Annotated in this window: 25 protein-coding genes and 1 pseudogene; 5 read left to right on the top strand and 21 right to left on the bottom strand. The window is 31.0% G+C overall.

The features are described 5' to 3' along the window. Positions 1-108 precede the first annotated feature (108 nt). The 19 genes and pseudogenes from CF386_RS03745 to gspC form a co-directional block, all read right to left on the bottom strand. The gene (locus CF386_RS03745) at positions 109-372 is read right to left on the bottom strand and encodes a FeoC-like transcriptional regulator (protein WP_158522289.1); all 264 of its coding nucleotides are present in this window, start codon (positions 370-372) and stop codon (positions 109-111) included. Next, positions 365-2,680 (bottom strand): Fe(2+) transporter permease subunit FeoB, encoded by a 2,316-nt coding sequence (gene feoB / locus CF386_RS03740; RefSeq protein WP_089073116.1) that lies wholly within the window; start codon positions 2,678-2,680, stop codon positions 365-367. The genes CF386_RS03745 and feoB overlap by 8 nt, the downstream gene beginning before the upstream one ends. A gap of 21 nt (positions 2,681-2,701) precedes the next feature. After that, positions 2,702-2,926: a FeoA domain-containing protein gene (locus CF386_RS03735; RefSeq protein WP_089073115.1), complete on the bottom strand. Its 225-nt coding sequence runs from the start codon at positions 2,924-2,926 to the stop codon at positions 2,702-2,704. Positions 2,927-3,320: 394 nt separating this feature from the next. Next, positions 3,321-3,860 (bottom strand): ADP compounds hydrolase NudE, encoded by a 540-nt coding sequence (gene nudE / locus CF386_RS03730; RefSeq protein ID WP_089073114.1) that lies wholly within the window; start codon positions 3,858-3,860, stop codon positions 3,321-3,323. Next, positions 3,857-4,597 (bottom strand): hypothetical protein, encoded by a 741-nt coding sequence (locus CF386_RS03725; protein ID WP_089073113.1) that lies wholly within the window; start codon positions 4,595-4,597, stop codon positions 3,857-3,859. The genes nudE and CF386_RS03725 overlap by 4 nt, the downstream gene beginning before the upstream one ends. An 18-nt stretch (positions 4,598-4,615) precedes the next feature. After that, complete coding sequence (gene gspM / locus CF386_RS03720) at positions 4,616-5,062, bottom strand: type II secretion system protein GspM (protein ID WP_089073112.1); 447 nt, start codon at positions 5,060-5,062, stop codon at positions 4,616-4,618. Positions 5,063-5,068: 6 nt separating this feature from the next. After that, positions 5,069-6,211 carry a type II secretion system protein GspL gene (locus CF386_RS03715; RefSeq protein ID WP_089073111.1) on the bottom strand — a complete coding sequence of 381 codons (1,143 nt, stop codon included), beginning with the start codon at positions 6,209-6,211 and terminating at the stop codon, positions 5,069-5,071. After that, the gene (locus CF386_RS13610) at positions 6,186-6,431 is read right to left on the bottom strand and encodes a hypothetical protein (protein WP_404824958.1); all 246 of its coding nucleotides are present in this window, start codon (positions 6,429-6,431) and stop codon (positions 6,186-6,188) included. The genes CF386_RS03715 and CF386_RS13610 overlap by 26 nt, the downstream gene beginning before the upstream one ends. Next, positions 6,383-7,183 carry a type II secretion system minor pseudopilin GspK gene (gene gspK, locus CF386_RS03705; protein WP_089073109.1) on the bottom strand — a complete coding sequence of 267 codons (801 nt, stop codon included), beginning with the start codon at positions 7,181-7,183 and terminating at the stop codon, positions 6,383-6,385. The genes CF386_RS13610 and gspK overlap by 49 nt, the downstream gene beginning before the upstream one ends. Beyond that, positions 7,146-7,742: a type II secretion system minor pseudopilin GspJ gene (gene gspJ / locus CF386_RS03700; protein WP_089073108.1), complete on the bottom strand. Its 597-nt coding sequence runs from the start codon at positions 7,740-7,742 to the stop codon at positions 7,146-7,148. The genes gspK and gspJ overlap by 38 nt, the downstream gene beginning before the upstream one ends. Further along, positions 7,735-8,124: a type II secretion system minor pseudopilin GspI gene (gene gspI, locus CF386_RS03695; RefSeq protein ID WP_158522288.1), complete on the bottom strand. Its 390-nt coding sequence runs from the start codon at positions 8,122-8,124 to the stop codon at positions 7,735-7,737. The genes gspJ and gspI overlap by 8 nt, the downstream gene beginning before the upstream one ends. Then, the gene (locus CF386_RS03690) at positions 8,108-8,353 is read right to left on the bottom strand and encodes a hypothetical protein (protein WP_145955010.1); all 246 of its coding nucleotides are present in this window, start codon (positions 8,351-8,353) and stop codon (positions 8,108-8,110) included. The genes gspI and CF386_RS03690 overlap by 17 nt, the downstream gene beginning before the upstream one ends. A gap of 26 nt (positions 8,354-8,379) precedes the next feature. Further along, the gene (locus CF386_RS03685) at positions 8,380-8,634 is read right to left on the bottom strand and encodes a prepilin-type N-terminal cleavage/methylation domain-containing protein (RefSeq protein ID WP_089073105.1); all 255 of its coding nucleotides are present in this window, start codon (positions 8,632-8,634) and stop codon (positions 8,380-8,382) included. After that, positions 8,624-9,097: a type II secretion system major pseudopilin GspG gene (gspG, locus tag CF386_RS03680; RefSeq protein ID WP_089073104.1), complete on the bottom strand. Its 474-nt coding sequence runs from the start codon at positions 9,095-9,097 to the stop codon at positions 8,624-8,626. Before gspG ends, CF386_RS03685 begins: the two co-directional genes overlap by 11 nt. 101 nt (positions 9,098-9,198) lie before the next feature. Then, entirely contained in the window at positions 9,199-10,398 is a 1,200-nt protein-coding gene (locus CF386_RS03675; protein WP_089073103.1) for a type II secretion system F family protein, read from the bottom strand. A gap of 7 nt (positions 10,399-10,405) precedes the next feature. After that, positions 10,406-11,872 (bottom strand): type II secretion system ATPase GspE, encoded by a 1,467-nt coding sequence (gene gspE / locus CF386_RS03670; protein ID WP_089073102.1) that lies wholly within the window; start codon positions 11,870-11,872, stop codon positions 10,406-10,408. A 130-nt stretch (positions 11,873-12,002) separates the two neighbouring features. Next, positions 12,003-12,884 (bottom strand): annotated as a pseudogene (locus CF386_RS12990) (type II secretion system protein GspD); the annotation flags it as partial. Further along, positions 12,860-13,897, bottom strand: a complete 1,038-nt coding sequence (locus CF386_RS12985; RefSeq protein ID WP_225971715.1) for a secretin N-terminal domain-containing protein — start codon at positions 13,895-13,897, stop codon at positions 12,860-12,862. The gene CF386_RS12985 and the pseudogene CF386_RS12990, both read right to left, overlap by 25 nt. Continuing rightward, the gene (gene gspC, locus CF386_RS03660; RefSeq protein ID WP_089073101.1) at positions 13,830-14,636 is read right to left on the bottom strand and encodes a type II secretion system protein GspC; all 807 of its coding nucleotides are present in this window, start codon (positions 14,634-14,636) and stop codon (positions 13,830-13,832) included. The genes CF386_RS12985 and gspC overlap by 68 nt, the downstream gene beginning before the upstream one ends. A gap of 116 nt (positions 14,637-14,752) precedes the next feature. On the opposite strand from gspC, the gene CF386_RS03655 reads away from it, so the two are divergent. The 3 genes from CF386_RS03655 (at position 14,753) to pckA (ending at position 17,759) form a co-directional block, all read left to right on the top strand. Next, on the top strand, positions 14,753-15,160 hold the full coding sequence (locus CF386_RS03655) for an RNA-binding S4 domain-containing protein (RefSeq protein ID WP_089073100.1): 408 nt from the start codon (positions 14,753-14,755) through the stop codon (positions 15,158-15,160). 9 nt (positions 15,161-15,169) lie between these two features. Beyond that, positions 15,170-16,030: an Hsp33 family molecular chaperone HslO gene (gene hslO, locus CF386_RS03650; protein WP_089073099.1), complete on the top strand. Its 861-nt coding sequence runs from the start codon at positions 15,170-15,172 to the stop codon at positions 16,028-16,030. A gap of 112 nt (positions 16,031-16,142) precedes the next feature. After that, on the top strand, positions 16,143-17,759 hold the full coding sequence (pckA, locus tag CF386_RS03645) for a phosphoenolpyruvate carboxykinase (ATP) (protein ID WP_089073098.1): 1,617 nt from the start codon (positions 16,143-16,145) through the stop codon (positions 17,757-17,759). Positions 17,760-17,801: 42 nt separating this feature from the next. Here pckA and dtd read toward each other — a convergent pair whose 3' ends face one another. Together dtd and typA are read right to left on the bottom strand one after the other, a co-directional pair. Next, positions 17,802-18,236: a D-aminoacyl-tRNA deacylase gene (gene dtd / locus CF386_RS03640; protein ID WP_089073097.1), complete on the bottom strand. Its 435-nt coding sequence runs from the start codon at positions 18,234-18,236 to the stop codon at positions 17,802-17,804. A 2-nt stretch (positions 18,237-18,238) separates the two neighbouring features. Next, complete coding sequence (typA, locus tag CF386_RS03635; RefSeq protein WP_089073096.1) at positions 18,239-20,068, bottom strand: translational GTPase TypA; 1,830 nt, start codon at positions 20,066-20,068, stop codon at positions 18,239-18,241. 339 nt (positions 20,069-20,407) lie between these two features. On the opposite strand from typA, the gene glnA reads away from it, so the two are divergent. Next, complete coding sequence (gene glnA / locus CF386_RS03630; RefSeq protein WP_089073095.1) at positions 20,408-21,817, top strand: glutamate--ammonia ligase; 1,410 nt, start codon at positions 20,408-20,410, stop codon at positions 21,815-21,817. 23 nt (positions 21,818-21,840) lie between these two features. Beyond that, positions 21,841-22,866, top strand: a complete 1,026-nt coding sequence (gene glnL, locus CF386_RS03625) for a nitrogen regulation protein NR(II) (protein WP_089073094.1) — start codon at positions 21,841-21,843, stop codon at positions 22,864-22,866. Positions 22,867-22,885: the final 19 nt, after the last annotated feature.

Below are 22,885 nucleotides of genomic sequence, written 5' to 3'. Positions count from 1 at the left end.
ATTAGAGGATGAGTTAATTAATGCGAAAAAAGCGACTTACAATTTAGTAACTCATTTTCGCATGTTAAGTGATTGGTACTTATCGTTCTTGATAGTTATCATCGGTATTTATAACATACATACCTCAATTGTGTGTTTCTCTTTCCAACAATAAACTGTGTTTTCTATTTTTTGGTTACAAGAATTACAGCCACTTTTTGAACAAGATGAGCTCTGAGAATCATCCAATATTTCAACGACACCTTTTAAAACAAGCTTCTCAATCAAAGCATCTAGTAGTCGTGTTGAACCTTTAAACTCTCGTTTCATTTGTCTACTATGCACTTTTCTTTTGGTTCTTATATAATTACGGACATCTATTAAATTATTCATATATACGACCATTGTTATTATTAAGTTTTTTGCCTAAACTCCAATCTAGTTTGTTGCTTGATATTTTAATCAAATAAATAGTAATCATTACTAATGATATAGAAAACAGTATCCATATCGAACTAGATAACATATGCTCATAAAATGTTGCTGTTTGGTAAAATATAACCGCTAAGGAATAAGCAATAACTACTCCCCATAAAGTCGATAGATATGCCCAGTTTTTACCAATCTCTCTTGAGATTGCACCTATTGTTGAAACACAAGGAATGTACAGTAATACAAATATTAAATAAGCATAGGCTGGAATCAATCCCCCAAATGCCTTATACATTGAGCCCATTGAAGAATCACTCATATCAGCATCAGCTTTTGCAGCATCAACAGGATTCAAAAAGGTTGTTATTGAAAAGCTATCTCTTAACCCATCAATTGTATCATCCCATGCCGTTTTTAACTCTCCAACCAAGTCAAATTTATCATTATCATTATTTTGTTCTTCTGGCTTGCTATAAAGAGTGTTTAATGTACCTACAACAACTTCTTTTGCTAACGTCCCAGTTAACAAACCAACAGTTGCTGGCCAGTTTTCATCTTTCACACCCATAGGTTTGAATATTGGAGTCACCGCACGCCCAAAGTCTGATAAAACTGAATTTTGTTCCGTATCCGGTGTCACTAGTTCACCCTTCATTGTTATACTATTTAGGCCCATAACTATCATACATATTGGAATGATTAATTTACCCGCCTTAATAACAAAACCTTTAAGCCTAGTCCATGTTGTTATCAAAACTGTTTTAATGTGCGGCACATGATAAAGAGGCATTTCCATAACATTTGGCAGAGACTCTCCAATCAATAATGTCTTTTTTAAAATTATGGCAGTTCCAATTGCTACTAAAATACCAAGGACATAGAGACTAAAAACCAAAAAGCTTCCTAAACCATGAAAAAAAGCAGCAGCAAAAACGCCAAAAATAGCTAGTCTTGCTCCACATGTCACTAAAGGTGCCATCATAGCAGTTAAGATTCTATCTTTTTGAGATTCTAATGTTCTAGTTGCTGATATAGCTGGAGTATTACACCCAAAACCCACTATTAATGGAACAAAAGACTTTCCAGGTAAACCTATGGATTGCATTGCTCTATCAACAACAAATGCTGCCCTTGCCATATAACCACTATCCTCAAGAAATGATAAATACAAGAATAAAAGTCCGATCTGAGGAATGAAAGGTAATAGAGTATTTACTCCTCCACCAAAACCTTGAGCAATAACTGCAGTAATAAAGGGAGGAAAGCTTAAATAATTACACAGCCAAGCCGCACCATCGATAAAAATAGCAGAGGATCCTTCATCAAATATTGGCTGTAATGCTCCTCCAATATTAATAGAAAAAAAGAACATCATGTACATTACAAAAAGAAAAATAGGGATACCCAAAAACTTATTCATAACAATATTATCAATAATTTGGGTTAATTTGTGGTTTGAGTGGTTGGTTTCATCTAAAGAATTATCAAGTATTTGTGTCACTCTAGTATACTTTGAATCAGCAATTATTAAATCAGGTTCATCAATGTCGCTCAACACTCTTAAACTCTCACTTATAGTTTGCTGAGATTGAGAACTCAACTCTTTAACTCCAAAACCATTTGACTCCAAGTAACTAACTGCAAAATACCTCAAATCATTTTTATCAAAGTTGTCATGCTTTTCTAATGAGTAAGAGATTTTATTAATTTCAAACTCCAAATATTCTGGATACTGTACTTTAAAATCCGATATGGAAAGTTTATTGATCTGACTATCGATTGCTGTTATAAGCTCATTAACACCTCTTTTTTTAGAAGCTATGATTCCTATCACTGGACAACCAATTTTAGAAGATAATGCTTTTAAGTCTAACTTTAATCCCTTTGATTTTAAAACATCCATCATGTTCACAACTAATAAAGTAGGCACCTTCATCTCTAAAAGTTGTGTTGTTAAATAAAGGTTTCGTTCTAAATTTGAACCATCCACAATGTTTATAACCAGCTTGTTTTTTTTCGAAAGAATAAAATCTCTTGCAATTTTTTCATCTAATGAGCCGTTTCCTTCCAAGTCATTTAATGAATACACACCAGGCAAATCGACTAGTTCATATTGATGATTTTCTGAATTAAAAAAGCCAGTTTTTTTATCGACAGTTACCCCACTCCAGTTTCCTGTCTTTTGTTTAGAACCTGTCAGTACGTTGAAAAGTGTTGTTTTGCCACAGTTTGGATTACCTAGCAAACTTATTGTGAATTTTTTTTCCATTTTTTGTATTAACTCATTTTTTTATTGATTAGATTCAAATTTAATATTATTTAGGTCTATCTTTCTTAAGCTAAGAAAAGCGCCACAGGCTTCAAGTTGGATAGGTGAACCCATTAGTGCAATACTTTTAACTTTAAAAGTTTTGCCTGGTGATATTCCCATAGATAGCAATTTTCTTCGATATGCTGGAGATATATTTTTTTTGAACCCAAGACACTTATATTCTCTATTTTTTTTTAACTCCATTACTATTCCTTCAAAAATATTAAAAATAATTATTATCATCAACAAATGTTATTGAAAATCATTTTCATTTATACCGCATTGAGTTCTAAATTTCAACTATGAGTAAAAAAATCATGTTATTTTTAAACTGAATATTTTTTTAGGAGTAGCTTTCTCTCAAAGAGCCTAAGTCGTGATTAATATAAAATAATTATTTATTTTTTGTGGAATGAGTTTGAAATTAATCTGCCAAATACTTTTTTCAAACTTAATAGTGTTATGTTAGTTGATTTGAGCTTCATGAGAAAAAAAACATGATTTTTTTTGATTATTCACTGGTTATAAATCCAATTAGTCCTATCTCTATATTTATGAACTAATGCGTCTTGTGTTAAATACTTAAATAAGTGTGAAATTATAATTCATCAAGTGCTAGGTAAAGAGCAGCTATACTTCTTGCCTCTCTAAAATTTTTATCAGAGAGCAGTTTATGCACATCTGATATCGGCCAATATACCTTCTCCAAAGGCTCTGGTTCATCACCGATTAATGCATCTTCATAAAGATTGGTGGCTAGAAAAATGCTCATAGTTGACGAAAAATATGATGGAGCGAGTTTTGTTTCTTTTAATAGGACAAATTTTTTTGCACCATACCCAATTTCTTCTTTCAACTCTCTATTTGCTGATTCAATAGGGCTTTCTCCTAAGTCAATCAAGCCTTTTGGAAATCCTAATTCATAACTTTCTGTGCCAACAGCATATTCTTTAATTAAAATAATTTCTTTATTTTGATTAATTGGCACTATCATTACTGCATTTCTGTTTGTCGGCTTCAATCTTTCATAAATTCTCTTTTCCCCATTTGAAAAAAGTAATTCAATTGATTCAATATGAAATAAACTAGAAGATGCAACTAATTTATTAGACAAAATAATAGGAGCTTTTTTTTTCATAAAAATTTTCTTATATTAAACGTTTCATTAACTTCAAAATTACCTTTTGTATCTTCTTTTACACTCTTAAAAATAAATAATAGTAAATCTTTATTTATTAACCCATCATTATTATTAATTTCACCTGAAACAGTTATATCATTAAAATCATATGAAGGAAATAATTTCCATTTGCTTTTTAATTCAGTTGTGACTTGTTGTAAGCTTAGTTCCGGTTTACTATTCTTACAGATTAATCTACCATTTAGTTCCCCTAATTCAAGTTTTATTAAATCATTATAAAAAAGGTTTTTTCCTTCAATTGATAAAGATGTGTTTTCACTGCAATTATCCAAAGAAATATATTTGGATGTAATCCCAAATGATTTGAAAGAAAAAGGCGAACCATTATCTAAGTTAGTATTAGTTAGGTTTAAATCTAGTTCTTTAATAAAATTACCTCTGATTATGTTTTTAAAAAACTTAAACTTCCCTATCTTTTGTCCATTATAATTTATATCAACATTATATACCAATGAGCCAAATATAAGTTCATACCATATCCACTCCCAGTCGAAATCTAATGAATAATCAATTCTTGGCACTACTAAACTTGCCTCGCCTTGGGAAACATTACCATTAACCTCCAGTTTGAGATTTTCTTGTTCCATATTTGGTATTAAACCTAAATGTTTAATAGGTACATTAATCAAGAAAAAAAGACTAGTTAAAAACAAAATAGCGCAATATTTAATCATAATGAATGCCAGTATTTATCATTTTTTCATTGAAGATATATTTCTAACAAAAATATTATCTCCTTTTTTTTCAATAGAGATAGATTTCATAGTAAGGTTATATTCAATTTCTATACTGTTTAAAAAATGAATAACATTATTTATATTTTTTGCATTGGCATCAACTTCAATAGCCTTATTTGCAATCTTCACTTTTTTAATATAAACATTTTTTTCTCTCGCAATTTTCCTTATCAAAGTTTCATTAATTTGTTCTGGTCTATTGTCTTTATTTAATAACTTACTCATTTTTTCTATTAAAGATAAATTATTTTTACTTTGTTGATAAAGTTTAGATTGTTTTATATTTTCCTGTGTTAAGTAATTATTAAGAAAGTACAATACTAAAATACAGAAAACGAAACCCAAAAGAATGACTAAAAATTTTTCACGTGTTGTTTTTGAAAGAAACCACTTTTTTATCATGTTAGCCTAGCCTAAAACTTTAAACGAAATAATATCAAGGTTGTTTTTTTTTGTGTTTGATAAAATTTTTAAATTTTTTAATTTTTTTAATAGTACTGCTACATTTCTGTTATTTTTTCCCTCTATGTGTAAAGAAAAAGTCTCTGTATCATTGTTGTAATCTAATCTTTTAATGTGCAATTCTCTTAGCCCAGATAGGATTCTGTCTAATTCAACCAACCTTGAATAAAAATCTTGTTTAGGTTTAGCTTGTTCAATAAGTTTTGCTTCATAACCCAACTTAATTTCATCAATAGACATTGAATCATTGATATTACCAAGATCCTTTTGAGCCATATGTTTAATTTCTTTATTAATGACATCGACCTTGCTTTGTAAAGCTATGTTGTTTGATATTTTTGATAAGAAAAAAGAAATAATGAAGAAAAAAGTCAACACGCATATACTTTTTGTTTTTGTTCTGTAGCGAAAATATGGGCTTTTTTCAGAATTTAAATTTATTAGGTTGGTAGGGTCATTAAGTAAATTATTAGAAATAAAATCAAATTCCTCTCTGTTGTTTTGAAAATAAACATTATATAATTTTGGCTGATGTTCATTGAGAAAAACGTTAAATAAACTATTCTTCAACTCAATACAATCAAAGTCTTGCATTTTTATAATCTTAGAGCTATCTCTGGAGAGTACTGTCCAATGATTTTTTTTTATAGGCAAACACATTGCCTCTGATGTTATTAAATCTATATCTATTCCGATTTCCGAAAAACTGAGAGTTATTTCATCAATAATTTTTTTATCTACAACAGATACATAAACATAATTGGCACCTCTTTTTATGATACTTATTTTTACATCTTCAATTTTTTGAAAAATATATTCTTCAGCTAAAAACTCTACGGTTGTTTGAATATTTTTTTTATTTTGCAACTCCAAGGGCAAATCTAATTTTAAATTAGAAATTATTTTTGTAGGAATAATCAAATAAACTTTTGTTACTTTACTAAAGTAAGCTGAATTCTTTAATTCTTTTAAAGTTCCTTTCTCAACAAAATCTAAAGTTTTTTGCGGCGATCTTGAAGATATATAACCCCATGCATACTCTTTTATGAGTGTATTTTTTAACTTAATGATTAGGGTTATTTTCTTCATATGTTATTACCAAAAATCTATAAAAATTTTTCCATTTATTTTTATTTTGGTAAAAAAGTGATCTCATTTTCCACGTCATATTATTAGTTTTAACAGAAGATTCAATTAAAAAATAATCACTTTTAACTGATAAATATTTTTTATCAGTCGAATTTTTCAACCCTGAAATGCTCAAAAATTCATCAACACTACTCCAACCATCAAAAGGCCTATCTTCAATAATTTTTTTGCATCTTCTGAAGTGAGTTCAGGGTAATAAATTGCACTTAACAAAATTGCACTTTCAGTATTTAATGTATTTATATTAATTGATAGCTTGTCCGAAGGAATGGCACAACTTAACAGCCTCATCTGTTTGAATTTTTGCGAAGTCATGCCATCAACTACTCTTATTTCACTAAAATCTGACAAAGTTCTGTTGGCTGATTTAAATGGAGGAAAATTATTTTCATAAATGGATTCACTCACAGAATCTCCTACTGATATGGGATTTAAATTAATAAAATCCCATATTGAAAAAACTATGTCGTCATCAATTTCAAGTAATTTCAGCAAATCTTGATAAATTGAAATCTCTCTTGGAATCGTGGTTGTTTTTTGCTTATTAATATTAAAAGAGTTAATGTTGAAACAGGAACTCATATCTTTGATCGAAATAGATAACTGTGAATCATCAATATCATAAGTTATACCATTAAATGATGCCCATATTTGACTTTGATTGATATTATTGGAATTATCTTCGAAAGTTTGTCTTAAAGATAACAATCCCAGGTTCTCAATTGATAATGCATACCAAAAACTCTGCTGTTGCGCAGAATATAATTTATTCTTTTTGAAGTTCTGCTGAAAGTTTTTAGTCAAAAAAAGAAGACTAGCCGACACGATAACAAGAAGCATTAATACAAGAATTAAAGCTCCTCCTGTTTCAGTATCATACTTCGCTTTCTGGTAATAAATAAATTTTTTCAATACGACCAATACCTTCAATATTAATTATAATTTTTAAGGCCTGTGGCGTGTTTTCTTTTTTCCATTCTTGAAACCACAGACCTTTTTCATATGACTCAATTTCAAAAGAAAGAATATTGTTTATCAATATCTGCTTATAAAACGGTGTATTATCTGTTGTATCAACAAAAGGATACCACTTTCTCATTAATTGTTTATTTTCAATATAATACTTCACTTTTAAAAACTGACTTCTACGAAACTCATAATTAGGATTAACCCATCCACCTCTAATAAGCGAAACGCCTACATCATCGGATGAATTTTCACCTAATCCTATAATAATAGGATTAATATTTATTTTTTCTTCACTAGAATATTTCCGAGATATAATTTGATTAAAATCATTATCAAAAATAATTAATGCTCTTTGAAGCTCATTATTTTCTTGTGTTTTTTGGTTTGATGCCACTTCTGTTTCTTTAATTGAAAACAGCATAGAATACGCTGCAATTCCTATAAATGACATGATTACTGTCGCTAGTAAAACTTCTATTAATGTAAAGCCATTTTTATACATCAACTTCTTTCTTCTTAAGAGGCACGTAACTAATCAACATATAGATGGAATTTTCTTGTTTTCTGTCATTAAAAACGGTAATTTCTTTTCTCAATAAATAACCATCAACACCAATCTGTGTTTTTATGACCCAATACCATGTTCTATTAACCATTTCTACTTGACCATTTCTTTCATTTTCTGAATATCTTTTATACAAAGCATCTTCTTTAAAAACTTTATCAGCAACCAGCGAAGCATAGAATCTTTCCTCAAGACGCGTGTTTGATTGTAGATTAAAGTTAACTGCATTAAACACACTCAATGAAATAATTGATAATATGACTAACGATAGCAAGACCTCAATCAGAGTAAACCCCGGATTATTATTCAGCAGATTCATATTTTTTTTGTAGTTTCCCTGTCTCATTAATAAATATGCTACCTATTTTGCTTTCATTGCTTGAATTAAAAACTTCAAGCTCAAAAGGAGCGATAAACCCATTGGATTCTAGTATGATACTTGGCCTTACTGTTTCATTATTTTCCATTTTAATTTGAATATTATTTAAATCATTTTTGAATAAGTTTTCATTTTTCAGCAGTTTAAAATTCAATTTGCTTGAATTCACACTCTTAAAATTACTATTTTGGGAGTCTATCTTTTCAAACCCTTTTTGAGTAACTGTAAAAAAAAATATTTGTTATCTGTAAAAGTAACCAAATAGGATCTATTGAATAACACAGATTCATCATATAAATTATTTAATTGTATAAATAGCCTTTCAAATTCTTTAGTTGATTGAGAATTTTTCTTTGTTTCGGGAAGATTTATTGAAACTATAAAAACTAAACTTGAAATAATCAAAAGAACTAATAAAACCTCTAGCAATGTAAACCCTTTAGTATTCATTCAGATTCCAAGATCCAATATCTTGATTCATTTCCTCTCCGCTTTCCTTCCCATCTTGACCAAAACTATATACATCAACTGATCCGAACTTTCCAGGTATTGCATATTGATATGGATTGCCCCAGGGATCATTGGGAAGTCTTTTAATATAACCGCCCTTTCTATAATTTTTAGGTATTGGATCAAGTGATGGTTTTTTTACCAAAGCTTTTAATCCTTGCTCTTCAGTAGGATAAATATTATTATCCAACTTATACATATCTAGTGCGTGCTCTAGTGTTGTTATATCCGTCACTGCTTTTTTTTGATCTGCCTTATCTTTATTACCAAGTAAATTAGGAACAACAAGACTTGCTAATACTCCCAAGATAACAATAACTACCATTACTTCCAGAAGAGTAAATCCACTTATTTTTTTTGTATAATTTTTCTTATCTAATTCCTTTGCTACAAAATAATCCATGATAGTTCCATAATCTAAAATATTTAAAATAAGTTTAGTTTATAGATAATTTTTTTTTTATTAAAATTAATAACCCCATCATATTTTTACAATCAGTTAAACTAAACAAAATTATTAAGCTCAATGATAGGAAGCAAAATGGCAACAACAATAAACATAACTATTCCTGCCATTAAAATGATAAGTAATGGCTCAAATATTTTTAAAGCAACATTAACAACACTTTCAAAATATTGATCTTGATAGTCAGCTGCTTTATTTAACATCTGGACAAGCTCTCCACTCTTTTCGCCACTTGAGATCATGTATAACATTATAGGAGAAAACATGTTTATATTTTTTAATGAGATATAAAGTGATACTCCCTCTTTAACATTATCATAGACCTTATTAATTTTATCATTTAAGAATTTATTAGTTACAACATTTTTTGCTAAAGTTATTCCTTCAAGTAAAGGTATTGAACTTTGCATAGAAATGGCCAACGTTCTGGCAAACCTAGAAGAGTTTAAGTTCACTATTATTTTTCCCACAATAGGAATCTTGAGATAAACTCTATGAAGCCAAAGCTTTGCATAATCTTTCTTTATCCATAACCTAAAAATTAGATAAAAAAAGATTAACAATACAGCAATGAACAAGCCATAGTTTATAATAAATGAACTTATTGAAATCAAAATAACTGTAACTAGTGGAAGTGATTTATTAATGCCAGAAAACTGTTCTATAATTGGTGGAACAACAGAAACCAATAAAAATAAAGTAATAATGATAGACACTACTAATAATACAACTGGATAAACCATAGCCTGAGTAGTAACACTCTTCAATTTATTTTTCTTTTCGATGTAAGTAGCTAGGCTTTCAAGCACACCGCCTAATTTAGATGACTTTTCTCCCGAAGCGATCATACTGACATAAAGAGAGTCGAAAACATTTGGAAACTGATTCATAGTTTTAGATAGGGTATTTCCTTCTCTTACACCATCTCTAACTTTAATAAGTATTTTAGATAGTCGCTCTTTTTGTGTTTGCTCTGCAATAGTGCTCAAACTTTCATCAACTGAGATATTGGCTTGAATCAAAGTTGCCAACTGTCTAGTGAATAAAGATAAATCTTTTATAGAAATTTTATATTTAAAAAATGAAATTTTTTTGTATGCTGCCTTTGGACTTAAAGATACTAATATTTTATGTTGTTCTTTTAATATCAAGCTTACTTCACTTTTAGTGCCAGCGTTAATTTCTCCTTTTTCTGTTTGGCCATCTGCGTTTATAGCTTCGTATTTATATAAAGTCATAACAAAGTTAATCCCTTACCACACGAAGTATTTCTTCGAGAGATGTGATTCCTTGCAAGACTTTGTCTACAGCATCTGTCTGTAATGAAGGATGGGTCTGTCTAATGTATTCTATAATTTTTTGTTCATCTGCTTCATCATTTATTAGTTTTGAAATATTAGGATCATTTAAAAAAAATTCATGTATTCCCGTCCGTCCTGAGTATCCTTTAAAATTGCATTTATCACATCCTAAAGGTTGATAAATGAGAACTTTATCACTGTTGTTTTTCCCTAACTGTTTTAATTGGTCATAATTTGCTTCAACTGGTTTCTTACAATGCTGGCAAAGAGTTCTCACGAGTCTTTGTGCAATTACACCTAACAAAGAAGTTGATATTAAAAAAGAAGGTATTCCAATATCTTTTAATCTAGTTACAGCACCCACAGCAGTATTCGTATGGAGAGTACTTAAAACCAGGTGACCAGTTAAAGATGCTTGAATAGCCACATCTGCTGTTTCTTTATCTCTAATTTCTCCAACCAACACAACATCTGGATCTTGCCTTAAAATTGCTCTCAGTCCTCTAGCGAAAGTCATATCAACTTTCGAGTTTACCTGCGTTTGATTAATTCCATTTAAGTCAAACTCAATTGGATCCTCAACTGTCATAATATTTTTTTCATTACTATTTATTTCTTGGATACCGGCGTATAAAGTAGTTGATTTCCCAGAACCAGTCGGACCTGTTACTAACAAAATCCCATGTGGCTTTAATAAAGCATCTTTAAAAGATTGACTATTTTCTTCAGTCATTCCAAGAGAACCTAAGTTTAACTTAATTGCGGATTTATCTAAGAGTCTCAGAACTATTCTTTCTCCATGAGATGATGGTAAACTAGAAACTCTGACATCAACATTTTTCCCTCCAATGAGAAGAGAAACTCTTCCATCTTGAGGAACTCTTTTTTCAGAGATATCTAGTTTAGCCATAATTTTAATTCTAGATATAAGAAGTGCCGATAATTTTCTATTCGGTTTTAAAACATCTTTTAAAACCCCATCCACTCTAAAGCGAATATTAATTTTATCTTCGTGAGTTTCAATATGAATATCTGATGACTTTTCATTAATTGCTTCCAGTAGCAATGCATTAATCAATTTTATTATTGGCGCATCATCATCACCTTCCAATAAATCCTCAGCCACAGGCATATCATCTACTAAAGAAAAAATGTCTTGTCGCTCATCATCGATAGATGCAATTATTGAAGAAGAGTCATCGCTTCCATTTTGATAGACTTCAGATAGTAACTCATCGAAATCTTCTGGAGTAATTTTTTTTACTTCAAAATCTTTAACTATCACACGATTTATTTCTTGTATGATGTTTAAATTTAAATTACTACAATAGGTTAATATCAACTTTTCATCAACATTATGAAATAATAACTTTAAGTTTTTAGCTTGTTGATAATTGATATGAAAAGTCATTGTTAATTATCCTTAGCATATGTCATAAAAAGTCTTATTTCTTCAGGAAGCTCTACATCGCCAGCAGTTGAAAATTCACCCAAAACCATATCAGAATTTTTTGTTTCAAGATACTATCGTTGAAAACTTGATTGTATAATTGATCTGCTCTTAAGTAATTATATTTTCGTTGTGCTAGGCCATCTGCGCTAATATCATCCCTAATGATAGTTGGTTTTAAGAAAATCATAGTGTTTTCTTTTGTTTTGGATGAGTTGCTTCCTCTAAATAATGCACCTAAAACAGGTATATCTCCTAAAACTGGTACTTTTTGATTAGAATCAACTTCCCTATCTTCAATTAATCCCCCTAGGACAATCATGGATCCACTTTTGATTAAAACCGATGTTGAAAGTTTCTTTGTTCTAAATGTTTGAAGGCCAACACTAGCGTTAGATTGAACAACTCTAAGAATTTCTTGTTCAAGTTTTAGTTGTACCGAGTCACCTTCATTAATTTGTGGTGTAACAGTTAACTTTGTACCTACATCTTTTCTTTCAAAAGTATTAAATGGGTTACTATTATCATCACTAAGTGTTTGTCCTGTTAATATAGGGACTTCTTCTCCAACAGAAATAACTCCTTCAGCATTATCTAATACAGTAAAGTTAGGCGCCGAAATAATATTGGAATTTGAAGTTTGCTGTAGTGCATTTAAAACAACAGCCCAGTCATTCCATACACCTCCTAAAACCAAACCTCTTGCTGATCCAAGTGTAGCTGCTGCTACACCATTATCTCCATTATTTAGTGCCTCTGCCCCAATATAATAATTCACAAAAGGTAGACTATTGGCTCCGCTACTGAACTGAGTAAAACTTCCTTGAGTTGCACCCATTTGTACACCCAGCTCCTTCAATGAATTTTCATCCAACTCAACAATTAAAGCCTCAACATGGACTTGAGCTCTTCTAATATCAAGTTGAGCAACAATACTTTTCAGCTGTTTCATAGTTTCTGGATTTGCAGTGATGACAACAGAATTTGTATCTGCATGAAAAGAAATTTTAATTTTATTTCGACTACCAGATGAGCCTTTATTTCCAGCAAGCTTATTTTTTCAATGGTAATGTTATCTGAAACCTCTTGAAGAACCTTAGCAACCTCCTCTGCCTTTGCATATTTTAAATAAATCACCTGATTATTGGAAGTCGTAGCCATTTCCCTATCTAATTGATAAATCAGTTTTCTTAACCTATATTTTACTTTTTTATCTCCTGATAGGAGCACAGCATTCGTTCTATCATCCGCAACAATAACTGGTTTCAAATACATAGGTGTATTTTTTGAGGTTTTACTTTTATTGAGTGCATCAATTATCCTCACCATTTCTGAGGCGGAAGCATTACGCAAAGGGACAACTTCAACTTCATTGTCACCAGTCTGATCAACTTGTTGAATTATTTTTGTTAGTTTTTTGACAACTGAGGCCCTTCCTGTAAGCATTATCACATTTGAAGGCTCATAATGAACGACATTACCTGAACCAGCATTATCATTTAACTGTCTGAGTAGTGGGGAAAGCTCTTTAACGGGAATATTATGTACAGGAACGATACGAGTTACAACTTCATCACCGATAGCTCCTGAGTTTACTGGTACAGCATCCACTTTTGCATCTTTATCTCTGACTATTTTTAAAATATTTTCATCTACTTTAATGGCTGCATAACCATAAACATCTAAAACATTCAAAAAAAATTGATAGTACTGTTGTCTATCAAGTGGATCATAGCTTTTGACGTTGACCGTCCCTTTAATATTTGGGCTTAATATAATTGTCTTATTTAAATTTCTTCCTACTGTACTTATAAACTCTTGAATATTAACATTTTTAAATGTTGCATTAAATGTTTCAGAGTTTATGAAAGACGAAAAAAACAATAATATAATAAAAATTAATGTTAATTTATACTTATTATAATTCAACAAATATATCATGAAGTTGCCCATCCCTTTGAACTGTAACATTGAAGCTTGATGCATTTAACAGTTCTTCTCTTAATTTAGTCATTACAATAGGCTCAGTCAGATCAAATCCATTTAAGGATATAGCCAAATCATTGTCTCTCAATCCCACTGAATAGAAAAAATCTTTTTTCACACCTGGTCTAAGCCGGTACCCAACAAGTTTTCCATCGCGAATCACTTGCGACATTCTTATATACTGTAATATAGTACTAGGTTTTATTTTTGTTCTATCCATAGATGCTATTTTTTGTAACTGATCATTCTTTTTCAGAATTTTAGTAGATTTTGGGATATTTGAAGCATTATTTCTTGATTCAAAATCAATATATTCCTTTACACCATTGTTGCTTATGTATATTTTATCGGGATAAATATCAGTGACTTTAATGCGTGAGCCCTTAACTGTTTCGTTAACACCATAAGCATCCTGATTTCCTTTATAATCAATTACAACTAAACTGTTGTTTTTAAGTGTAGAAATAACTATACCTGTCAGTTTAGCTCCACTTCTTGATTTTTTTATAATGTTATTGTTTGGTTTTATGGGTGCTTTGACCATACTAAATAATGATGATAATTTAGGAGATTGCAAAGTGTTTCCTTGATTATCTTGATTAACATTATCTGATACAAATTGACTATTTTCTGATTCAACAAAAAAATTAGATAGACTTTTACCTAATAACCATGATATTGCTACAACAAAAAATATGAGGGTTATATAATATAAAATATTGAATATACGTTTATTCATGAAAATATAGATTAGTCTTTTAAACTTTAATTTTAGTTCAAATATACGATCATTGAGTCAATTTAGACTAAATTATGATATACTTCTCATTAAACTTAAAATTATGGCTATAGTAAATGTCAAATCAAGATTCTGAGTTACAAGTCAGATTAGATAAATGGTTATGGGCATCAAGGTTTTTTAAAACCAGAGCTATTGCAAAACAAGAAATATCAAAAGGACGTGTTTTGTATAACAACCATCATGCAAAGGTTAGTAAACAAGTTGAAATGGGCGCATTAATAACAATAAAAAAAGGTCATGTATCATACACAGTTAAAGTTTTGATGCTTTCTGATGTAAGAAGAAACTATTCTCAAGCTCAAGCGTTATATCAAGAAACTGATGAAAGTATAATTGGAAGATTAAACCAAAATAAAAATTACCAAATTAATAAACAGTGCTTTATTCCATCTCAAACTAAACCGAATAAAAAGCAGAGACGTAACATAATAGAATTTAAAAAAGATCAATCCAATAAATAGGTAAAAGAAATGCAAGAGTCATTAACAAAATTTGTATTTTTAAATCATCAAATAAAAGGTGAAATCATTCAAGTCAATAAAGTGTTTGAAGAGTTCACGGTACACAAAAATTATCCTCAACCAGTAAAAAAAATATTAGGAGAACTTTTTATCGCAACTAATCTAATGGCTGCTACTTTAAAGTTTAAAGGAAAAATAACTACTCAAATACAAGGTAACGGTCCACTAAATCTTGCTGTCATTAATACCACAAATAATTTTATCAACAAAGGAACAGCTCGATACGATACGAAGTTAATCAAAAAAGACATGTCTTTCAAACAATTACTGGGAGATGCACAATTAATTGTCAGTATTGAACCTGATCAAGGTGAGAAATATCAGGGTGTAATAGCATTAGATAAAGATAGTTTATCTGATTGCATCAAACAATATTTTCTTCAATCAGAGCAAATAGATACAGATTTAATTATAAGGGTTGATGCTAATATAAATAATCTTGCTGGTATATTGCTACAAAAATTACCTAGCAACTCAGATTCAGATATTACAACAGATCTTAATTCTTTTGAACATGTTCTGACATTAGCTAACACAATCAAAAACGATGAGATCTTCGAGTTATCTCCAAATGATATTTTATATAGATTATTTAATCAAGAAAAGGTAAAAGTCTTTGAATCTGAAGCTATTTCTTTTAACTGTGGGTGTTCCCAAGATAAAAGTGATACCGTAGTTAGGTCACTGGGTTTGGAAGAAGCAAACAAAATTTTGTCTGAACAAGGGAAAATTAGTATAATTTGTGAGTATTGTGGTAAAGAATATTACTTCGACAAAGATAAGATAGAACAGTTATTTATTTCACATTAAACTAACTTTAATCTACTAAAAATTTCATAAATGCTGAGTCACACGCAAAAATAAGTTCTATTAAAAGTTAAGATTCCAATATGTTAAATGAAATCTTAACTAAAGGACTATTATGGCTACAGCGCAAAAAAAATCAGTCATTGACTTAGAAAAGTATGGGATTACAAATAGTACAAAAATATACCACAATCCAAGCTACGACTTATTATATCAGCATGAAACGTCTCCAAGTTTAAATGGATATGAAAAAGGCTTTGTGACTGATTCTGGAGCCATTGCTGTTAAAACTGGTGTTTTTACTGGAAGATCACCAAAGGACAAATATATTGTAAATGATAAGATTACAAAGGATACTATTTGGTGGAACTCCCCTAATAGCCCCAATGATAACAAACCAATACCTCCATCGACGTGGATAAATGTAAAGAAACAAGTAGTATCTCAGCTTAGTAATAAAGTGCTTTACGTTATAGATGGTTACTGCGGTGCAAATAAAAGCTCTCGTCTAAATGTGAGAATTGTTACTGAAGTTGCATGGCAAGCACATTTTGTCAAAAATATGTTTATAAGACCAACAGAAGATGAGTTAGAAACATTTGAACCTGATTTTATTGTTTTAAATGCTTCAAAATGTACTAATAAACATTGGAAAGAGCAGGGATTAAATTCTGAAAATTTTACCATGTTTAACTTAACAGAGAGAATGCAAATTATTGGCGGAACGTGGTACGGAGGCGAAATGAAAAAAGGGATTTTTGCCATGATGAATTATTACTTGCCTTTAAAAAATATTGCATCAATGCATTGCTCCGCTAATCAAGGTTCAAACGGTGAAGTGGCAATCTTTTTTGGTTTATCCGGTACAGGCAAAACAACACTTTCAACAGATCCAAAAAGAGCACTCATAGGCGATGATGAGCATGGTTGGGATGATGATGGGATCTTCAACTTTGAGGGCGGATGTTATGCTAAAACAATAAATCTTTCTCCCGAAGATGAGCCGGATATTTATAATGCAATAAGAAAAGATGCTCTTTTAGAGAATGTAGTTTTAAACAAAAGTGCAGTCGACTACGATGACTCAAGTATTACAGAAAATACTCGTGTTTCTTACCCAATTTATCATATTGAAAATATCGTTAAACCATTGTCAAGAGGGAGAAATGCCAATAAAATTATACTTCTATCTGCTGATGGGTTTGGGGTTCTGCCACCTGTATCAATTTTAACTAAGGAACAAGCTTTATATCATTTTTTATCTGGATTTACATCTAAACTAGCTGGGACAGAACGAGGAGTGACTGAACCAACTCCAACCTTTTCTTCTTGTTTTGGTGCGGCATTCCTTACCCTACATCCAACGAAATATGCTGAGGTTTTGTCAAAAAGAATTGACTTAAATAATGCTCAATGTTACTTAGTTAATACTGGTTGGAATGGGAAAGGCAGCAGAATTTCAATAAAGAATACAAGAAAAATTGTTGATTCTATTTTAGATGGAAGCATACACGATAATCCATCGTCAAAGATTCCCTTCTTTAATCTTGAGTATCCTCACCATATTGGAGAACTTCAGGTTGATATCCTAGATCCAAGAGCATGCTATGACACAAAAGAACATTGGGAATCTAAAGCAAAAAATCTTGCGAAGAAATTTATTAAAAATTTTGAAAAGTTTGAGGATTCAGAGAGTGGTAAATATTTAAAACAGTTTGGTCCAACTTTATAATTTTATTACAAAAAAAGCCTATTGGCTTTTTTTGTAAATAATTTATATATGAATCCAAAACGTGACTGGCCCATCATTAACTAATGATACTTGCATATCTGCAGCAAACACGCCTGACTTAACATTATCTAATTTATCCTTTGCTCTTAACACAAAGTTTTCAAAAAGATTTTTAGAAAAATCTACTGGTACAGACTTAAAGCTTGGTCTTAAGCCTTTTTTTGTATTTGCAGATAAAGTAAATTGAGGTACAACTAATAAATGTCCATTTATATCTTGTAGACTCAAATTCATTTTTTTATTTTCATCGGAAAAAATTCTATAGTTAATAATTTTGTGAATCATCCTATCAACTGTATCAATCGAGTCTTCAACTTCTATACCAAGTAAAATAACAATACCTTGATCAATAGAGCAATGATTGGCTCCATTGATCTGAACTTCTGCTTTTGCGACCCTTTGAATTAATCCAATCACAATTATTTAGCCGCTCTAGATGCTCTTTTACGATCATTTTCAGTCAAATGTTTTTTTCTGATACGAATGCTTTCTGGAGTTACTTCAACTAGCTCATCATCATCTATAAATTCAAGAGCTTGTTCTAAAGTGTATTTGATAGCTGGAGTAAGAATCAAAGCATCATCCGTTCCAGAAGCTCTAACATTAGTAAGTTGTTTTCCTTTTAAACAATTAACTGTTAAATCATTTGAACGATTATGAATTCCAATTATTTGTCCTTCGTAAACTTCATCAGCATGTTCAGTAAACAATCTACCTCTTTCTTGTAGATTAAATAAGGCATATGTCAAAGCTTTTCCAGTTGCATTTGAAATTAAAACACCATTATTTCTTTGACCAATCTGCCCTCCTTTATGTACGCCATAATGATCAAACGTATGGTAAAGCAAACCAGAACCTGATGTAAGCGTTAAAAATTCTGTTTGAAATCCTATTAAACCTCTTGAGGGCATAATAAAGTCCATTCTCACTCTACCTTTACCATCTGGAGACATATCTTTTAATTCGCCTTTTCTAAGACCAATATTCTCCATTATGCTACCTTGATGCTCTTCAAGCACATCTATAGTCACAGTTTCAAAGGGCTCCATCAAAGTGCCATTTTCTTCTTTTAATATTACTTCTGGTCTCGATACAGCAAGCTCATAACCCTCACGCCTCATATTCTCAATTAAAATAGACAAGTGAAGCTCACCTCTACCAGAAACTTTAAATTTATCAGGATCGTCAGTTTCTTCAACTCTCAGAGCAACATTATGTACGAGTTCTTTCTCTAATCTTTCTAAGATATTTCTTGAAGTAACATATTTTCCTTCTTTACCAGCAAATGGTGATGTATTGACCTGAAATGTCATGGTAACAGTTGGTTCGTCTACGCTTAGAGAAGGCAGTGCCTCTACCATATTAGGATCACAGACTGTATCAGAAATCTTTAGATCACCAAGACCAGTAACGGCTATTATATCACCTGCGCTTGCTTCATTGATTTCATTCCTTTCTAGCCCCAAATAACCAAGAACTGTACCAATTTTTGCATTTCTTTGACTGCCATCGGCACCAATAATTGTAACTTGCTGATTAGGTTTTGCGGTTCCACGAGAAATCCTAGCTACACCAATTACTCCAACATAAGAATTATAATCTAATTGAGAAATTTGCATTTGGAGAGGTCCATCAACATTTACATTAGGAGGGCTAACATTATCAACAATTGCATTGAATAAAGGCTCCATGTCTGTTCCTTCATCACCTTCTTCACAAGATGCCCATCCATTAAGTGCTGATGCATAAATAACTTTAAAATCAAGTTGTTCATCAGTTGCATCTAAATTATCAAATAAATCGAAAACCTGATCCATAACCCAATCAGGTCTAGCTCCAGGTCTATCTACTTTATTGATAACAACGATTGGCTTTAATCCATGGGCAAATGCTTTTTGAGTTACAAATCTAGTTTGAGGCATTGGTCCATCAACAGCATCTACAATCAGAAGAACTGAATCAACCATAGACATAATTCGTTCAACTTCGCCACCAAAATCAGCATGTCCAGGAGTGTCTACAATATTTATTCTATAGTCCTTCCAATTAATAGCGGTATTTTTGGCTAATATAGTTATACCTCTTTCTTTTTCAATGTCATTAGAGTCCATGACTCTGTCTTCTAACTCACCTCTTGATTGAAGTGTTCCTGATTGCTGTAATAACTTATCAACTAATGTTGTTTTACCATGATCAACGTGAGCAATAATTGCTATGTTTCTCAATTTTTCGATTTGTAAATTAGACATAATTTTTCTACTTTGTTGTAATAAAATGTAAATTTCTTCAAATAAAAATACGATATTTAACTATTTTACCTTAAAATTGTAACTCTGTGTGATATAAATCACCTTTAATTATCAATTTTTTTTTTGTATTGATTTTGGATGTTAATCATCGTAATAATATACATGTAAAATCAACCCAAATTAGGGCAGAAAAGCACTGATATGGTGCATATTAAAGGTTATTGTATATTTTTTGTTCTAATGAGCATTAAAATCTTCAATAATGACAAGTTACATATTGCGAGTTTTATCACGTACTTTTTATAATTAAAATTAGTTTATTACTGGAGAGATAAAATCATGTCTGTCGAAAATGTTTTAAGTATGATAAAAGATCATGAAGTTAAGTTTATTGATTTAAGATTCACTGATACAAAAGGTAAAGAGCAACATGTATCTATTCCTTCTCATCAAATCGATTCCGATTTTTTTGAGGAAGGTAAAATGTTTGATGGTTCATCTATAGCTGGTTGGAAAGGAATAAATGAATCAGATATGGTTTTAATGCCAGATGCTGAAACAGCCGTGTTAGATCCATTTACAGAAGAGGCCACTCTTAATCTTAGATGTGATATTTTAGAACCATCCACAATGCAAGGTTATGAGCGAGACCCTAGATCAATAGCCAAAAATGCTGAAGATTATATGGTTTCTACAGGTATCGCAGATTCTGTTTTTTTAGGACCAGAGCCCGAGTTTTTTCTTTTTGATAGTGTAAAATACAAAAATGACATGTCAGGTTGTTCCTTCAGTATTGATGAATATGAAGCGGCTTGGAATTCTAATAAAGATTATGATGGTGGAAATAAAGCACACCGACCTGGAGTTAAAGGTGGTTATTTCCCTGTTCCTCCAGTTGATTCATCACAAGATATTCGTTCAGCAATGAGCTTGATTATGGAAGAAATGGGATTAGTGGTTGAAGCTCATCATCACGAAGTAGCAACTGGTGGCCAAAATGAAATTGCAACTAAATTTAATACATTAACCAACAAAGCTGACGAAATTCAAATATATAAGTATGTAGTTCATAACGTTGCTCATGCATTTGGAAAGACTGCTACATTTATGCCGAAACCACTTGTTGGAGACAATGGCTCAGGAATGCACGTACATCAATCTTTGGCTAAAAATGGTGAAAATATTTTTGCAGGCGACCAATATGGTGGTTTATCTGAAACTGCACTATTCTACATCGGTGGTATAATTAAACATGCCAAAGCTATAAATGCCTTTGCCAATGCATCAACTAATTCATATAAACGTCTCATCCCAGGTTTCGAAGCTCCTGTAATGTTAGCTTATTCAGCAAGAAACAGATCAGCTTCGATAAGAATTCCAGTGGTCCCTTCTCCTAAAGCTAGAAGAATTGAAGTACGTTTTGGTGATCCAACTGCAAATCCATATCTTTGTTTTGCAGCTATGTTAATGGCTGGTCTTGATGGAATTCAAAACAAAATACATCCTGGTGATGCGATGGATAAGGATCTTTATGATTTACCACCTGAAGAAGCATCTGGAATACCACAGGTTGCAACTTCTTTAGAAGAGGCATTGGCTGCATTAGACAAAGACAGAGAATTTTTGACTAAAGGTAATGTATTTTCTGATGATTTTATTGACTCTTATATTGACTTAAAATATCAAGATGTTGAGCACTTGAACATGACGACTCATCCAGTTGAGTTCGAAATGTACTATTCTGTTTAAAAAAATAATAATACAAACACAACATGAGTCTTGATAGTGCGATATTAAACAATATAACAACTGCCATTGCTGTCTTAGATGCTCAATTAAATATTAGTTTTACTAATAATGCATGCAGCAAGCTATTTGGACTTAATAAAAAAAAAATTGAAGGGAAAAATATTTTTAAATTTTTCCCTCAATTTCCAATAAACTTCGACTCGCAACAACTTTCTAATAACTTTAACAAAATAATTCATATTAGTGATATTTCACTTCACTCATTTTTGAACAATATTACTGTAGAATTAACTATTAATCCTTTTAACTCCTCTCAATATCTTCTTGAAATTAGGCCTCAAGATTTTTATCGTGATTTGGGTAAAATAGAAAACCAAACTCAATTTAATATTTCTAAGGAAATTATTCGAGGAATAGCTCATGAAATTAAAAACCCCCTAGCTGGTCTAAGAGGAGCTGCCCAATTACTACGAAAAAAACTTAACAATTCAAGTAATGATGAATATATCCAAATGATTATTGAGCAATCAGACAGGCTTACATCTATTGTTGATAAGCTTTTGGGTCCTCAAAAAGTTGAGACATATGAAGTAATCAACATCCATATCATTATAGAAAAAGTTCTACAGGTTTTAGAACTAGATGAACAGAATAATATTACATTTCAACGTGACTATGATCCAAGTTTACCTAACCTAAAAATACAAAAAGAATCTATACAGCAAGTGTTCTTTAATATTTTATCAAATGCATGTCATGCATCTAAAAATATTGGTAAAGTAATTATTAAAACTAGAATTCTACACCAATTTATAGTTCAGGATATACAATATAAACTAACTATACAAATTGATGTTATCGACTTTGGTGAAGGAATCCCTGATGAAATTAAAAGTACTTTATTTTACCCTATGGTTACCAGAAGAGATGGAGGTACAGGGCTTGGATTATCAATTGCTAATAATATAATTATTCAACATAAGGGTAAAATTGAAGCAAAAAGTTCTCATGGTATAACAACTTTTTCTATTTATTTACCTATTTATTAAACATGTGATTAAAAAGAGG

This window comes from Paraphotobacterium marinum (genome assembly GCF_002216855.1).
GTDB classification, from domain to species: domain Bacteria; phylum Pseudomonadota; class Gammaproteobacteria; order Enterobacterales; family Vibrionaceae; genus Paraphotobacterium; species Paraphotobacterium marinum.
The sequence above is the reverse complement of the archived record's forward strand: the minus strand, read 5'-3'. Positions and strand labels throughout refer to the sequence as shown.

Coding starts and splice junctions, on each gene's coding strand:
- CF386_RS03725 (WP_089073113.1), bottom strand. CDS start 4,597: ATGATTAAATATTGCGCTATTTTGTTTTTAACTAGTCTTTTTTTCTTG.
- typA (WP_089073096.1), bottom strand. CDS start 20,068: ATGTCTAATTTACAAATCGAAAAATTGAGAAACATAGCAATTATTGCT.
- CF386_RS03685 (WP_089073105.1), bottom strand. CDS start 8,634: ATGAATACTAAAGGGTTTACATTGCTAGAGGTTTTATTAGTTCTTTTG.
- nudE (WP_089073114.1), bottom strand. CDS start 3,860: ATGAAAAAAAAAGCTCCTATTATTTTGTCTAATAAATTAGTTGCATCT.
- CF386_RS03735 (WP_089073115.1), bottom strand. CDS start 2,926: ATGGAGTTAAAAAAAAATAGAGAATATAAGTGTCTTGGGTTCAAAAAA.
- gspC (WP_089073101.1), bottom strand. CDS start 14,636: ATGAATAAACGTATATTCAATATTTTATATTATATAACCCTCATATTT.
- glnL (WP_089073094.1), top strand. CDS start 21,841: ATGAGTCTTGATAGTGCGATATTAAACAATATAACAACTGCCATTGCT.
- CF386_RS03715 (WP_089073111.1), bottom strand. CDS start 6,211: ATGAAGAAAATAACCCTAATCATTAAGTTAAAAAATACACTCATAAAA.
- gspJ (WP_089073108.1), bottom strand. CDS start 7,742: ATGTATAAAAATGGCTTTACATTAATAGAAGTTTTACTAGCGACAGTA.
- feoB (WP_089073116.1), bottom strand. CDS start 2,680: ATGGAAAAAAAATTCACAATAAGTTTGCTAGGTAATCCAAACTGTGGC.
- CF386_RS03745 (WP_158522289.1), bottom strand. CDS start 372: ATGAATAATTTAATAGATGTCCGTAATTATATAAGAACCAAAAGAAAA.
- CF386_RS03675 (WP_089073103.1), bottom strand. CDS start 10,398: ATGACTTTATATAAATACGAAGCTATAAACGCAGATGGCCAAACAGAA.
- gspG (WP_089073104.1), bottom strand. CDS start 9,097: ATGGATTATTTTGTAGCAAAGGAATTAGATAAGAAAAATTATACAAAA.
- gspI (WP_158522288.1), bottom strand. CDS start 8,124: ATGAATCTGCTGAATAATAATCCGGGGTTTACTCTGATTGAGGTCTTG.
- CF386_RS03655 (WP_089073100.1), top strand. CDS start 14,753: ATGTCAAATCAAGATTCTGAGTTACAAGTCAGATTAGATAAATGGTTA.
- pckA (WP_089073098.1), top strand. CDS start 16,143: ATGGCTACAGCGCAAAAAAAATCAGTCATTGACTTAGAAAAGTATGGG.
- glnA (WP_089073095.1), top strand. CDS start 20,408: ATGTCTGTCGAAAATGTTTTAAGTATGATAAAAGATCATGAAGTTAAG.
- CF386_RS12985 (WP_225971715.1), bottom strand. CDS start 13,897: ATGCATCAAGCTTCAATGTTACAGTTCAAAGGGATGGGCAACTTCATG.
- gspM (WP_089073112.1), bottom strand. CDS start 5,062: ATGATAAAAAAGTGGTTTCTTTCAAAAACAACACGTGAAAAATTTTTA.
- gspE (WP_089073102.1), bottom strand. CDS start 11,872: ATGACTTTTCATATCAATTATCAACAAGCTAAAAACTTAAAGTTATTA.
- hslO (WP_089073099.1), top strand. CDS start 15,170: ATGCAAGAGTCATTAACAAAATTTGTATTTTTAAATCATCAAATAAAA.